The organism is Bradyrhizobium quebecense (assembly GCF_013373795.3).
Classification (GTDB): domain Bacteria; phylum Pseudomonadota; class Alphaproteobacteria; order Rhizobiales; family Xanthobacteraceae; genus Bradyrhizobium; species Bradyrhizobium quebecense.
The window spans coordinates 5297636-5311520 of sequence record NZ_CP088022.1 but is presented as its reverse complement, the minus strand read 5'-3'; the positions used below and the strand labels follow the sequence as shown (position 1 = coordinate 5311520).

Here is a 13885-nt window from a genome sequence, read left to right as displayed (position 1 = left end):
GCGCCAAGGCCCCGTGAAGGCGGCGCCCTCGGGGTGAAGTTCTGGAAAAAACTGGAGACAGGCCATGGCCGATCAGCAAGCTCCTTCCGGTCCGGATCTGACACAAGGCGTGGCGCTCTCCGACTTCTCGGGCACGATGTTGCTCGGCCATGTCGGCGACGCGGACGTGCTGCTGGTGCGTTCGGGGGCGGATATCTTCGCCATCGACGCGCATTGCAGCCATTACCACGGCCCGCTCGCCGAAGGCCTGGTCGAGGGCGAGATCGTCCATTGCCCCTGGCATCACGCCTGCTTTGATGTTCGTATCGGTGAAGCGACCGCCGCGCCCGCCTTCAACGCGCTCGCCGTCTGGAAGGTCGAGCGAGAGGGCGATCGCATCATCGTGCGCGAGAAGCGCGAGCAGCCGAAGCCCCGCGTCAAGGGCCCGCGCGATGCGCCCGGCAGCATCGTGATCGTCGGCGGAGGCGCGGCAGGCTTTGCCGCCGCCGAGATGCTGCGACGGCAGGACTATCGCGGCAGCATCGTCATGCTGAGCGGCGAGACCGCGCCGCCGGTGGATCGGCCGAACCTGTCAAAGGACTTCCTCGCCGGCAGCGCGCCGGAAGACTGGCTGCCGCTGAAGCCGGACGATTTCTATACCGACGCGGCGATCGATCTAAGGCTCAGGACCGAGGTCAAGTCGATCGACACCGGCCGCCGCAACGTCGTGCTCGCCGGCGGCGAGGAGCTCAGCTATGACCGGCTGCTGCTGGCGACCGGCGCGGAGCCGCTACGGCTGCCGATCCCGGGCGCGGACCAGCCCCACGTTCATGTGTTGCGCACTCTCGACGATTGCCGGGCGATCATCGCCTCGGCCAGCGGAGCGCGACGCGCGGTTGTGATCGGCGCGAGCTTCATCGGGCTCGAGGTTGCGGCCTCGTTGCGTGCGAGGGAGGTCGAGGTTCACGTGGTCGGGCTGGAACAACGGCCGCTGGAGCGCGTGCTCGGGCCTGAGATGGGCGATTTCGTCCGCGCGCTGCACGAGGAGCATGGCGTCGTCTTCCATCTTGGCGACACGGTGACCGCGATCGAAGGCAAGCGCGCGCATCTGAAGAGCGGGCCGGTGCTCGATGCCGATCTCGTCGTGGTCGGGGTCGGCGTAAAGCCGCGGCTGGCGCTGGCGGAAGGAGCTGGGCTCGCAATCGATCGCGGCGTGAAAGTGGACGGCCATCTCGAGACCAGCGTTCCCGGCATCTATGCGGCCGGCGATATCGTGCGCTGGCCCGATCCGCACAGCGGCGGGAATATCCGTGTCGAGCACTGGGTGGTGGCCGAGCGCCAGGGCCAGACCGCCGCGCGGAATATGCTCGGGCAGCGCGAGGTGTTCGATGCGGTGCCGTTCTTCTGGAGCCAGCATTACGACGTCCCGATTAACTATGTCGGCCACGCCGAGCAGTGGGACGAGATCGCGGTGGACGGCAGCATCGCCGCCAGGGATTGCGTGCTCCGCTACAAGCACCGCGGTCGCGTGCTCGCGGTCGCGTCGATCTATCGCGACCGCGAAAGCCTTGAGGCCGAGATGGCAATGCAGCGGGCGGCAGCCTGACCGCTTTCCCTCAAGGAGGGGTTTGTGGTCCGACGGCAATCGTCTACTCTGTAGCCATGCTTCAGGAAGCCAAAACCTACGACGAGCTCTACAGCAACTTCCGCTGGGACGTTCCCGCGCGCTTCAACATGGCGACGGCCTGCTGCGACCGCCATGCCGACGGCTCGGGCCGGCTCGCGTTGGTCTATGTCGACGAGGATGGCCGCACCACGCGCACCTCGTTCGACGAGGTCGCAGACGCCTCGCGCCGCTTCGCCAATGTGCTGACCGCCGACGGCCTGGTGCGCGGCGACCGTGTCGCGGTGTTCCTGTCGCAATCGCTGGAATTGCCGGTCGCGCATCTTGCGGCGTTTCGCGCGGCGCTGATCTCGATCCCGCTGTTTGCGCTGTTCGGCGAGGACGCGCTCGAATTCCGCCTGTCGAACTCCGCGGCGAAAGCCGTCATCACCGATGAAGCCGGCTGGGAGAAGATCGCCAAGATCCGCGATCGCCTGCCCGAGCTGAAGAGCGTCTACATCGTCGGCGAAAAGACGCCGGCCGGTACGAAGTCATTCTGGAACGCGATCGAGTCGGCATCACCGGAATTCGCGACCGTCGACACGTCGGCCGACGATCCCGCATTGATCATCTACACCTCGGGCACCACAGGCAATCCGAAGGGCGCGCTGCATGCGCATCGCGTCGTGCTCGGCCATCTGCCCAATGTCGAGATGTGCCACAATTTCCTGCCGCGACCCGGCGACCTGATGTGGACGCCGGCCGACTGGGCCTGGATCGGCGGGCTGATCAACGGCCTGTTCGCGTTCTGGTACCATGGCATTCCGATGGTCGGTCACCGCGCCCGCAAGTTCGAGCCGCAGGCCGCGATGCAGATGATGGCTGAACTCGGCATCCGCAACGTGTTCCTGCCGCCGACCGCGCTGAAGCTGATGCGGCAGGCGGATGTAAAGAATTCCGGCGTCAGGCTGCGCAGCATCTTCACCGGCGGCGAGTCGCTCGGCGGCGAATTGCTTGGCTGGGTCCGCGAGACCTTCGGCATCGATGCCCATGAGGTGTTCGGGCAGACCGAATGCAACCTCGTGATCGGCAGCAACTCCAATCTGTTTCCGATCCGTCCGGGCTCGATGGGCCGCGCCACGCCGGGCTTCGACGTCCGCATCGTCAACGACAAGGGCGAGGAATTGCCGCGGGGCCAGCGCGGCATCATCGGCGTGCGCCAGCCGTGCTCCTGCACCATGATCGAGTATTGGCGCAATCCGGAAGCGACGCGCAAGAAATACGCCGGCGAATTCCTGCTGACCGGCGATCTCGGCGTCCAGGATGACGACGGCTATTTCTGGTACGTCAGCCGCGAGGACGACGTCATCACCACGGCCGGCTATCGCGTCGGCCCGTCCGAGATCGAGCACACGCTGATGAAGCATCCGGCGGTCGCGATGTCGGCGGTGGTCGGCATCCCCGATCCGATCCGCACCGAATCGATCAAGGCCTGGATCGTGCTGCGGCCCGGCTATGCGCCGAGCGACGCGCTGGCGCGCGAGATCCAGGAGTTCGTCAAGGTGCAGCTCGCCGCCCACGAATATCCGCGCTTCGTGCAGTTCGCCGACAGCCTGCCGATGACGGCGACGGGCAAGGTGCTGCGGCGCGAGTTGCGGGCGCTGGGCTAGGTCAGCGTCGGAGTATTGATCCGCGTCAATGCGGCTCGCGCAGCCACCTGCATCGATGCGCATCCAATCATTCGCGGCGGGACTGATGTCGGTTTCTGGCAAGCTCGATCCGGTGGTGCGCAGGATCCGCGTGGCTGATATCGCGGAGGCGCTGGGGCAGGGGCTGCGCGATTTCCAGGCCGTGCCGCTCTACGGACTGATGTTCGGTGCGATCTACACGCTCGGCGGCAATGCGATCCTGCTGTGCCTGACCGCGCTCGGCATGGTCTATCTGGCCTATCCGCTCGCGGCGGGCTTTGCGCTGATCGGCCCGTTCGTTGCGATCGGTCTTTACGAGATCAGCAGGCGCCGCGAGGCGGGCGAGCCGATTTCGCTCGGCGCGATCTGGTCAAAGCTGCGCTCGCGTGGTGAAATTGGCTGGATGGCGTTCGTCACGCTGTTTGTGTTCGTGATCTGGATGTATCAGGTGAGGCTGCTGCTCGCGCTGCTGCTCGGGCTCAACGTTTCCTTTTCCAGCTTCCGCGAATTCCTGACGGTGGTGCTGACCACCAATGAGGGCCTCTTGTTCCTTGCCATCGGCAATGCCGACGGGGCGGCGCTGTCGCTGATTCTGTTCTCGCTGACCGTGATATCGTTCCCGCTGCTGCTGGATCGGGAGGTCGACTTCGTCACCGCCATGATCACGAGCGTGCGTGCCGTCGTGACGAGCCCGCTGCCCATGATTGGGTGGGCGGCGGTGATCGTCGTGCTATTGATTGTCTCGGCGATCCCGTATTTCCTGGGCCTGCTCGTGACGATTCCGGTGCTGGGCCACACGACCTGGCATCTCTACCGTCGCGTCGTGGTTCCGGTCGGTTCCTTTGCCGATCCGATGCTGCGAAGGGAGTGATCTTCACGACGGCATCGGGATTCCCAGTTCCTTCAGCGCGGCCATCATGCGCTGCGGCGGCTGCATCGGGATCACCATGGCCTTGCCGGTCTCCACGAGGCTCTTCAGGCTGGAGAGGATCGCTGGCCAGCCGGTGCGGCCGCCGGACAGGATGTCGTCGCTGATCGGGCGGTCATGCGATTGCAGCAAGGTCAGCTTCACGCCGTCGCCGGCTGGCTCGATCTCGTAGGTCACGAGCGTCGGCCCGAGCTTTTCGACGAGCTGCGGCTAGTTGACGTTGAAGGTGACGGTCAGCCGCTTCAACGGATCGCACTCGATCACTTCGCCGGAGATGTGCAGCGCGCCGTCGGGCGTGCGCACGATGTAGGCGCCGCCAACGCGAAGGTCGACCTCGACCGCGTTGCCGGAGAAATATTGCCGGCTCAACTCGGCCTGGGTCAATGCCTGCCATACCTTCTCGGGTGTGGCTGCGATGTAGATCGCATAGACGATCGCCGGCTTGAATTTCTCGATGTTCATGTCTGTACGCACCCGTCGATAGATTTTCATCGTCATTCGAAGCCGTCGATCCCGAGCGCGGCAGGCGGGATTGTGACCGCCTTGCCGGTCTCGAGCAGGCTCTTGAGCGCGGACAGGATCGCCGGCCAGCCCTTGGAAATGCCGTCGAGCAGCTTGCTGCCGGCGCCGAAGCCCTCATGGGTCACGGTCAGCTTCACGATCTTGCCATGGGGCTCGAGCGTGAAGACCACTTTGGTCGCCGGCTCCTTGCGCATGTCTTCGTCGAGCACGTGCTTGAAGGTGTAGGCGAGGCGCCGCGGCCGGTCGGCCTCGAGGATCTCGCCGGTATCGGTGGTCTTGCCGCCCATCACCAGCGCGAGCGGCGAGCCGACCTTCCAGTCCGATTTCAGCTCGGTGTCGAACCAGTACTGCCGCGTGAAGCTACTGCTGGTCAGCGCGTCCCACAATCTGTCCGGCGTGGTTTCGATATAGGTCACGTAGAGGAATTCGGGCTTAGGCATTGCAGCTCTCCTTCGCGCCGCTCGTCAGCAGCTCGGCCGGCAGTTCGCGTCCGGTCTCCAGGAAGCTCTTCAGGCTTGCAACGACCATCGGCCAGCCGCCGGAGATGTCGCGCAGCGTCTTCGGACCGAGATTGTCGTGCGTCACGGTCAGCTTGACGACCCCGCCGTGTGGTTCGATGTCGAACGTCACGCGCGAGACCTGTTCGCGCGCGGCGCCTTCCTTCACCACGTCCCAGCTGTAGGCGAGCCTGTTCGGCGGCTCGGCGATCAGCACCTCGCCCTGCACGCTGCGTCGGCCGTCCTTGGTGAAATGGTAGGGCGAGCCGACCTTCCAGTCGGAGGTGACGCGATAGCCGAACCAGAAGCGTTCGGTGAAGTCGCTCGATGTCAGCGCATGCCACAGCTTCTCGGCCGTGGTCTCGATATAGGTGACGTAGACGTAGTCCGGCTTACTCATCACGCTTCTCCAATTGTCGTTTCAATTCGCTGAGCGCGGCGAGCTTCCCGCGCTCGAACTTCCTGATCCACCGCTCGCCGATCTGATGGATCGGAACCGGGTTGAGGTAGTGCAGCTTCTCGCGGCCATGCCTGATCGTGGTGACGAGGTTGGCCTCCTCGAGAATCACAAGGTGCTTGGTGACGGCCTGACGCGTCATGTCGAGGCCGTCGCAGAGCTCGCCGAGCGTCTGCCCGTTCTGATCGTAAAGCCGGTCAAGCAGCGTCCGCCGTGAGGCATCCGCAAGGGCTTTGAAGACTTCATTCATGGGGCGGATAATAGGCAACCAAATGGTTGCATGTCAAGAGCGTGTGTTTGGGCGCCGGTATCGCCGTGCTAGCGTCCCGCGCAGCCAACGCAGATTGGCGCGGAACTCGAGGTGATGCGCATGGGTGGTCGCGTTACGGCAGCTTGCTGCTGCACGTTTGTAGTTGTCCTGCTCGCAAACAGCGCGAGCGCCCAGCAGCAGAAGATCGGCGACCCGCCCGAAGCCTCCAACATGCGGCTGGTTGGAACCAGCGACCTGCAGGCACGCAGCGCCTATCAGCCGACCATCCATCACCAGGGCGACAGATGGATCGCCTATATCGGCCATCACGGCGGCACCGACGACATTCCCGATCCCGTCAACCCGATGACCGGCAAGGCCGAGCCGAACGGCACCTCGATCGTCGACGTCACCGATCCCGCGCATCCGAAATATCTGCGGCACATTCCCGGCCAGGAAGGCAAATATGAATCCGGCGGCGCGCAGATGGTGCGGATCTGCGACGGCAAGGATCTGCCGAAGGGAGATCGCAACGCGGTCTACATGCTGCGCACCTTCGGCAGCGAGGCGCATGAGATCTGGAACGTCGCCGATCCCGCCAATCCCGTGCTGGTCACCCGGATCGGCGGGCTCAAGGACACGCACAAGAACTTCTGGGAATGCGAGGCCGGCATCGCCTTCCTGGTGTCGGGCGCGCCGGACTGGCGCACCCGGCGCATGACGCAAATCTATGATCTCTCCGATCCGGCGCAGCCAAAGAAGATCAGGGATTTCGGACTGCCGGGGCAGGAGCCGGGCGCGACCGGTGCGGTGCCGACCGAACTGCACGGGCCGATCTCGACCGGGCCGAAGAGCAACCGCGTCTATTTCGGCTACGGCACCGACAAGGGCGGCTTCCTGCAGATCGTTGATCGCGAGAAGCTGTTGAACGGGCCGAAGGAGCCGACGCCGGACAATCTGAAATTCCCCGAGATCGCGCGGATGCCGCTGTCGGCGATGAACGGCGCGCACACGGTATTCCCGATGCCGGACATACCGATCGCGGAATTCGCCAATGACAAGGACGGCAAGAGCCGCGATATCGTGATGATCGTCGACGAGGCGATCCAGAACGAATGCGGCGAGGCGCGGCAGATGGTGTGGTTCGCCGACGTCACCACCGAGGCGCGGCCGATGCTGATCTCGAGCTATACGGTGCCCGAGGCCTCCGGCGCGTTCTGCGAGCGCGGCGGCCGGTTCGGCTCGCATTCGTCGAACGAGAGCATGGCGCCGATCTATTACAAGAAGCTCGCCTTCATCGCCTTCTTCAACGCCGGCGTCCGCGCGCTCGATATCCGCGATCCCTATCACCCCAGGGAAGTCGGGTACTTCATTCCCGCCATCACAGCGGCGACCGACAAGCGCTGTGTCACGATCGACGGCAAGGACCGCTGCAAGGTCGCAATCCAGACCAACAATGTCGAGACCGACGAGCGCGGCTACATCTACGCGGTCGACCGCGCCAACACCGGCCTGCACATTCTCGAACTGACCGGCGCGGCGCGGGCCGTCGCCGGTCTGCCGTGAGCCGGCGATGACGCGCTCATGGCCGGTCATCGTGGCGATGTTCCTGGCGCTCGGCGGCCTGTCGGCCGTAGCCGGCTACGAGATGGCGCCGCCGCGCCCCGCGCAATGGCGCGAGATCGCCTGGCCGTTTCCGCGTGACGGCTGGCCGGCCGGCCGCGCCTTCCGGTGCGGCACGGCCGAGTGCGGCACCGACGTCGAGGTCTATCTCCGGCCGAAGCTTGGTTTCTGCAATTGCGACAGCGGCGTCGCCGATGACGACGAGGTCGATCGCGTTTCCGATGTCGACATGATCAGGCCGCGATTTGTGCCGCTGAAGGCGGGCGATGTCGTCGATGTCGCCGAGATGCGCGGACGGATCAGGGCGTATGATATCGAGATGCCCGAGGGGAAGCGTACCGCGATCGGCATCGCGGCCTCGCACCGCTGCGATCTCATGGCGGTGGCGGCGCAGGGTAGGGGCGACGCCGCGCGGGTGCAGCGCGCGACGTTGAAATTTCTGGAGTCGCGAGAGATCGGAGCGTGGATGACGGCCGCGATGGAAGGCCGGTGAGAAGCTGATCTCGTGCGTCCGAAAATGCTGTCGTCACCCGCGAAAGCGGGTGACCCAGCATTCCAGAGGCGCCGATGCATTGCGGATAAGCCGCGGCGTACTGGATACCCCGCTTTCGCGGGGTATGACAGAAATGAGCAAGAACCGGTTTCCTCTGTCAGTTTCTACGTGCATAATTCGAGCTCAACTCAGAGAATTCCCCATGTCCCTGCAAGCCTATTTCGCCTTCGTCGCCGCCTGCATTGCGCTGGCGCTGTTGCCCGGTCCGATCGTCACGATGGTGATCGCCAACGGGTTGCGCTACGGCACGCGCGCCGCGCTCACCAATGTGCTGGGTGCGCAGGTCGGGCTCGCGATCGTGATCGGCATCGTCGCGGTCGGGCTGACCTCGCTGATGGCGACGATGGGCTACTGGTTCGACTGGGTGCGCTTCGCCGGCGCCGCCTATCTGGTCTGGCTCGGCATCAAGCTGATCCGCTCGCCGGTCGAGGGCGTCGGCACCGACGACCGGCCACCGCCGCCGCGCGGCGGCTTCTTCCTGCAAGGCTTTCTGGTGCTGCTCTCGAACCCGAAGGTCTTGGTGTTCTTCGGCGCCTTCATTCCGCAGTTCATGGACATGGACAAGCCGCACATTCCGCAGGTGGCGCTGCTCGGCATCACCTTCATGGCGACCGCCGTGCTGACCGACGCCGCCTACGCGCTGGCGGCTGGCCGCGCCCGCAAATTCTTCTCCAAGGAGCGGACGCGGCTGATGTCGCGCATCTCCGGCGGCTTCATGATCGGCGGCGGCATCTGGCTGGCGCTGACCCGGGCGCGGTAATCAGGCACGCCCGGAACCGCTGCAGCGCTACACGGCGATCCGCTCGACCACGTCGCGGACGAGGCCCGTCAGCAGGTCGAGCTTGTATCCGGTCATCGTCAGCGGCTTGGCCCCCGATGTTGCCAGCTCGGCGGCCTGTGCGATGGTCGACGCGTTGGCCGGCTTCCCCTGCAGCGCCGCAGCGCTTGCCACAAGACGCAGCGGGACCGGGGCGATGCCGCCGGCCGTGATGTGGATCTGCTGGAACGTGCCACCGGATAACACGGCCCGCACGCAGATCTCGACCAGCGGCCATTCCGCATGCGAACGGCTGATCGCGCGCTTGTATAGCGCGCGTTCGCCAGCCAGCGGGACAGGGAGCTCGATGCGCTCGATCCGTTCGCCTGCCGCAAGCAAACTGTCGACCGTGCCGTTGCTGCCGTCGCCGAGCAGGTCGGTGATCGATAATCCGCTGCGCCGGTCAGTGACGATCTTTGCATCATAGGCCAGCAGCGCCATCGCCATGGTCGACGGATGCGGCGCCACGCAGGGGCCGAGATCGAACGCGACGTGATAGAGATGATTTCCTGCTCGCGCCGGACAGTCGGAGCCGCCCTTCTTGAGACAGGCGATCTGCGGATTGCGGAAGTACCAGCAGCGCGAACGCTGGGCGAGGTTTCCGCCGAGCGTCGCCATGTGCCGGATCTGCGGCGTGGCGAGGCCCTGCGCGGCCGCGACGATGCCGGGATAGGCCTGCGCGAGCCGCGCGTCGGATGCGATCGCAGCGATTGCGGTGAGGGCGCCGATGCGCGCAGCGCCGTCCGCACCCCACGCGATCCCGATCGTATCGGGACTGGCGGTGAGATCGATGATCGATCCGCATGACAGGCCGCTGCGGCGGCGCTCCGACAGATCGGTGCCGGCGGCGCGGAATTCGGGTGCGGTGATGACGTCTGCGGTTGCGGCACTCATGCGGCATCCCTCCCTTTCAGCGCGGCGACGATGCGGTCGGGCCGGATCGGAATCTCGGTGAGGCGGACGCCGATCGCGTCGTGGATCGCGTTGGCGACGGCGGCCGAGGTCGGCACCGTCGACGCCTCGCCGATACCGACGCTGTTGCCGAGCACATGGTCGAAGCCGGCTTCGTCGAAATGGACATCGATCTCCGGCGTGTCGGCGATACCAGGGATGCGATAATCCTCCATCCCGGCGGTCAGGACGTCGCCGGTCGTCGGATCGAGCTCGCGCGCTTCGTAGAGCGCGTAGCCGAGGCCCTGAATCACGGCGCCGCAGGCCTGGCTGCGCGCCAGCGCCGGCGCTGCGATCTTGCCGACCGCGATGCCGGTGTGCACGTTGAGCACGCGGACATGGCCGAGCCAGGTGTCGACCTCCACCTCGATCACCTGCACCGAGCTCGGCACGCCGGCGCCGACCGCGATGTTCGAGAAGCGGCGCATCATCCAGCCGAACACCATGCCCATCAGGCCGACTTCGCGCAGCGGCGAGCGGATGCCGGGCGCGGTGTTCTTGCCGTCCTCGCCGCGCGTCTCCGTCACCGCGATGTCGGGCGAGCGCGCGATCAGCTCGCGCCAGGGAGCGTTCGAGCCGGGCACGGGCTTTCTTGTCGCCTGCTCGAGGATCGCGGCCTTCAGTTTCCGCACCGCCTGCAGCGTCGGCGGCATCACCGAGGCGGTGACGCGGCTGCCGCCGGAGCCCGGCCCCTCTGGCAGCGACGAATCGCCGATCCGCACGTCGATGTCAGCCGGTTCGAGATCGAACTCGCGGGCGATCGTGTCGGCGAGCACGCTGCGGGTGCCCGTGCCGATATCCTGCGTCGCAGTGCTGGCGACGATGCGGCCGGCCTTGACCGCGACCTCGACCTTCACATTGGGCTGCCAGAGATAGAGCCAGTAGCCGGTCGCCACGCCGATGCCGCGGCGATAGCGTCCATTCTGCGCCGGTTTCCGGTTGCGCCAGATCTCGAGCCCGGATGCCCAGTCGTAGAGCCGCTGGCGGTTGGGATCGGGATCCCAGCGCTTGCGCAGGGCGATCGGGTCGACGTTGAGCCGCAGCGCGGCCTCGTCGATCGACTGCTCGACCGCGAATGCCATCGGCGGACCGCCGGGGCCGCGGAAGGCCGCGCCGGGCGGCAGATTGCTGATGACGTCGAAATCCGAAAGATCCTTCGCCTCGGCCGGATAGATCAGCCGTACCAGGCCCGCGATAGTCGAGTTGGTCGCAGCGCCCGTATCGGCGTGCGCGGTGACCGAGAGCGCCTTCAGGCCGCCTGCTCGGACGGGAGCAGCGCGACCTTCAGCTCCGCGGCCGGACGATAGCCGGCGACGGACAGCTCCTCCTGCCGATCGTAGGCGACTCTCACTGGCGCTTTCGCCTCCCGCGCGAGCTCGATCGCGGCGATGGTCTCGATGCCCAGGCTCGCCTTCGATCCGAAGCCGCCGCCGACGTGATCGGCGATCACGCGGACCTTGTCGTGATCGAGCTTGTAGCGCTTTGCGATCTGCTCCTTCAGGTGAAACACCTGCTGGGTCGAGGCGTGCAAGGTCAGCCGGTCGCCGTCGAAGCGCGCTACCGCGGCATGCGGCTCGAGGCACGCGTGCTGTTGCGTGGCGGTGCGGAAGGTGGCCTCGACGAGCAGACGGTTGTTGGCCTGGCGCGCCTCGTCGACCCAGTTGCGGGCCTTCTTGGCGCGCTTCGAGAACACCGCAGTCGGTCCGCGGATGTTCTGCTTCCATGGCGCCGGCCCGCCGGCCGCCTCCGAAACGTTGCCTGCCCGCTTGCGGCTCGCTTTGTCGAACACCACAGGCGCGCCGTCCTTGCGCCCGGCGTCGAGCCCGACCACCGCGGGCAGCCGTTCGCTGGTCAGCTTGATCGCAGCCAGCGCGGCCAGCGCGGTCCTGCGGTCCTTTGCGGCGACCGCCGCAATCGGCTCGCCGACATAGCGCACGATACGATCGTCGCCGAGCAGCGACACCGCGGCGACACCGGCGAGCGCACGCGCCGGTGCCAGATCGAGCGCGGTGATGCGGGCATGCGCCTCGCGCGAGCGCAGGATCAGGCCTTCGAGCTGGCCGTCATGCTTGATGTCGACGGTGTACTTTGCCGCGCCCGTCACCTTGTCGCGCGCCTCGATCCGGGGCGCTGTGACATTGTCGCCGTCGAAGCGGCCGGCGCAGGCATCCGCCACCGCACGGAAGATCCCGTCATAGGCGCCGCAGCGGCAGAGATGGCCCGACAGCGCCGCGCCGATCTCCTCGCGTGACGGTACGACCGTTCCCCTGGTCGCGCGCCAGCGGTTGCAGAACGCGGTCGCCTCCACGATGAAGCCCGGCGTGCAGAAGCCGCATTGCAGGGCGTCATGCGCCATGAACGCCTTCTGCACCGGATGCAGCCCAGCGGCGCCGATGGCCTCCACCGTCGTCACCGCTTTGCCGGCCGCGGCGTGCGCCGGCATCAGGCAGCTTGCGACCGGCGCGCCGTCGACCAGCACCGTGCAGGCGCCGCAGACGCCGGCACCGCACACGAGCTTGGTGCCAGTGAGCTTGAGCTGGTCGCGCACGATGTCGATCAAGAGCGCATCGGGATCATCAGGCAGCGATTCAACGCGGCCATTGATGGTCGTCGTGTTCATGGACGTCCTCCTGTCTTGCGGCGTGCCGGCTTGTCCTTGATTGCCGCCTTCTTGACGGGCAGCTTCCCGGATTTCGGCGAGGATTTTGGCAAGGCGCCCGCGCAGAGCGTTCGTACCATCATGGCCATGTCCTTCAGGAACGCATCCGCCGGGTGCATCGCCGGATACTGCGACTTCGATGCGTACACTGACATTTCGACCAGCCGCGCGAATTCGGCCGGCGAGAGCTCCTGCGGCAGCGCAAGCTGCTGCTTCCGAACGATCTTCGAAATCGTCGCGACCATTCGCTCCGCGTAGCGTGCGGCATAGGTCTGGTAGAGGTCGCGCGCGTGCACGAGGTGTTCGGAATACAATTCCTCGAGATGCGGCGAGCCGTCCAGCGATGCGATCATGGTCGACATCCGCGCGGTCATGCCCGCGGCAAGGATGTCGCCGAGATTGCCGTCCGCCGCCTCTGCCTCGGCAACCGCAGTCTCCTCGGCCGCGATCGCGGACTCATGCACGCGTTCGATCACGGCGCGGAACAGCGCTTCTTTGGATTCGAAATGATGATAGAGCGCCTGCCGCGTCAGCCCGGCCGCCTCGGCGACCTGCTCGATCGAGGAGCGGCGAAAGCCGTGCCGGCGGAATACCAGCATGGTGGCATCGAGGATGCGGGTTTTCGGTCCCATTTGACGATTTTGACAAATATAGGAGAACTGTCAAATCGCGATTTGGTGAGGGCGGCGGCGCGGCCTGGCGGCCGTCTCGCGCTTGTGTGAGCCGCATCACGGATCGTCGCGCGCTGCCCGCGTAAAGCTTCGTCATGCAAGGGCGAGCCCGATCGCCCGGAGCTTGCGAGGATACGGACATGACGCAGGTCTATTTCCACTGCTCGAATACACGCGGCGTGTTGATGGATCGCCGCGGCGCCTCGGTGACGGGCCTCGCCGAGGCCTGCGAGGCGGCGACCTGCATGATGCGATCGCTGGTCGCAACCGCCAGCCTGGAAGATTGGCGTGACTGGGCGGTGCATGTCAGCGACGAGGCCGGCGAGGAGATCGTCATCCTGTCCTTCGCATCCGTTCTCGGCAAACCGCACTGAGAGGAAGCCATGCTGTCGCTGCAGTCATTGCTACCTCTGCGCCGCGGCCTGAACACGCTCGCGACCGGCTGGCAGAATTTGATCGCGCGAATGCGCGATCCCTACCGGCCCGAGCTGCACTACATGCGCGGGCCGGGCCCCAAATGGCGTGCGAAGCATCCCATCCACGCCGCGTCAGCCGGCTGAACGCGGAGATCCAATTTAGAACGATCCCAGGAAATCGCGCTGAGGGCCGAGACGCATCGTCGCAGGTCCCGGACGCTCTCGTTGCGTGATCGCAACACGACCGACGATAAGTCCAACACTGGACGGG

The 13885-nt window shown here is 65.9% G+C and carries 15 protein-coding genes and 1 pseudogene; 8 read left to right on the top strand and 8 right to left on the bottom strand.

Going from position 1 to position 13885, the window contains the following annotated elements:
- The first annotated feature begins 64 nt into the window (after positions 1–64).
- From HU230_RS25570 to HU230_RS25560, 3 genes are all read left to right on the top strand, one after another.
- A complete protein-coding gene (locus HU230_RS25570) occupies positions 65–1585 on the top strand; it encodes an FAD-dependent oxidoreductase (RefSeq protein WP_176529325.1) in 1521 nt (506 codons plus the stop codon).
- A gap of 56 nt (positions 1586–1641) precedes the next feature.
- Complete coding sequence (locus HU230_RS25565; RefSeq protein ID WP_176529326.1) at positions 1642–3252, top strand: acyl-CoA synthetase; 1611 nt, start codon at positions 1642–1644, stop codon at positions 3250–3252.
- Between the two features lie 85 nt (positions 3253–3337).
- Positions 3338–4141 carry a DUF2189 domain-containing protein gene (locus HU230_RS25560; RefSeq protein WP_176529327.1) on the top strand — a complete coding sequence of 268 codons (804 nt, stop codon included), beginning with the start codon at positions 3338–3340 and terminating at the stop codon, positions 4139–4141.
- A gap of 3 nt (positions 4142–4144) precedes the next feature.
- On the opposite strand, the pseudogene HU230_RS25555 reads toward HU230_RS25560, so the two are convergent.
- The 4 genes and pseudogenes from HU230_RS25555 to HU230_RS25540 form a co-directional block, all read right to left on the bottom strand.
- Positions 4145–4660, bottom strand: a pseudogene (locus HU230_RS25555) (SRPBCC family protein).
- Between the two features lie 32 nt (positions 4661–4692).
- Positions 4693–5160, bottom strand: a complete 468-nt coding sequence (locus HU230_RS25550; protein WP_176529328.1) for an SRPBCC family protein — start codon at positions 5158–5160, stop codon at positions 4693–4695.
- Positions 5153–5617, bottom strand: a complete 465-nt coding sequence (locus tag HU230_RS25545) for an SRPBCC family protein (RefSeq protein WP_176529329.1) — start codon at positions 5615–5617, stop codon at positions 5153–5155. Before HU230_RS25545 ends, HU230_RS25550 begins: the two co-directional genes overlap by 8 nt.
- Complete coding sequence (locus tag HU230_RS25540; protein ID WP_176529330.1) at positions 5610–5924, bottom strand: ArsR/SmtB family transcription factor; 315 nt, start codon at positions 5922–5924, stop codon at positions 5610–5612. Before HU230_RS25540 ends, HU230_RS25545 begins: the two co-directional genes overlap by 8 nt.
- Positions 5925–6044: 120 nt before the next feature.
- Here HU230_RS25540 and HU230_RS25535 point away from each other — a divergent pair, with 120 nt between their 5' ends.
- The 3 genes from HU230_RS25535 (at position 6045) to HU230_RS25525 (ending at position 8860) form a co-directional block, all read left to right on the top strand.
- Positions 6045–7490 (top strand): LVIVD repeat-containing protein, encoded by a 1446-nt coding sequence (locus HU230_RS25535; protein ID WP_176529331.1) that lies wholly within the window; start codon positions 6045–6047, stop codon positions 7488–7490.
- Between the two features lie 7 nt (positions 7491–7497).
- Entirely contained in the window at positions 7498–8040 is a 543-nt protein-coding gene (locus HU230_RS25530; protein ID WP_176529332.1) for a hypothetical protein, read from the top strand.
- Positions 8041–8242: 202 nt separating this feature from the next.
- Positions 8243–8860: a LysE family translocator gene (locus HU230_RS25525; RefSeq protein ID WP_176529333.1), complete on the top strand. Its 618-nt coding sequence runs from the start codon at positions 8243–8245 to the stop codon at positions 8858–8860.
- Positions 8861–8887: 27 nt separating this feature from the next.
- Here HU230_RS25525 and HU230_RS25520 read toward each other — a convergent pair whose 3' ends face one another.
- From HU230_RS25520 to HU230_RS25510, 4 genes are read right to left on the bottom strand one after another with little or no spacing between them, the layout of a single operon-like run.
- Positions 8888–9811 (bottom strand): FAD binding domain-containing protein, encoded by a 924-nt coding sequence (locus HU230_RS25520; RefSeq protein WP_176529334.1) that lies wholly within the window; start codon positions 9809–9811, stop codon positions 8888–8890.
- Positions 9808–11121: a xanthine dehydrogenase family protein molybdopterin-binding subunit gene (locus HU230_RS43680; RefSeq protein ID WP_275949093.1), complete on the bottom strand. Its 1314-nt coding sequence runs from the start codon at positions 11119–11121 to the stop codon at positions 9808–9810. Before HU230_RS43680 ends, HU230_RS25520 begins: the two co-directional genes overlap by 4 nt.
- Positions 11118–12488 carry a molybdopterin-dependent oxidoreductase gene (locus HU230_RS43675; protein ID WP_275949072.1) on the bottom strand — a complete coding sequence of 457 codons (1371 nt, stop codon included), beginning with the start codon at positions 12486–12488 and terminating at the stop codon, positions 11118–11120. Before HU230_RS43675 ends, HU230_RS43680 begins: the two co-directional genes overlap by 4 nt.
- Positions 12485–13159, bottom strand: coding sequence for a TetR/AcrR family transcriptional regulator (locus HU230_RS25510; RefSeq protein WP_176529335.1), 675 nt, complete (start codon positions 13157–13159; stop codon positions 12485–12487). The genes HU230_RS43675 and HU230_RS25510 overlap by 4 nt, the downstream gene beginning before the upstream one ends.
- 179 nt (positions 13160–13338) lie before the next feature.
- On the opposite strand from HU230_RS25510, the gene HU230_RS25505 reads away from it, so the two are divergent.
- Positions 13339–13572, top strand: a complete 234-nt coding sequence (locus HU230_RS25505) for a DUF6894 family protein (protein WP_176529336.1) — start codon at positions 13339–13341, stop codon at positions 13570–13572.
- 9 nt (positions 13573–13581) lie between these two features.
- Entirely contained in the window at positions 13582–13758 is a 177-nt protein-coding gene (locus HU230_RS25500) for a hypothetical protein (RefSeq protein WP_176529337.1), read from the top strand.
- The last annotated feature ends 127 nt before the right edge of the window (positions 13759–13885 follow it).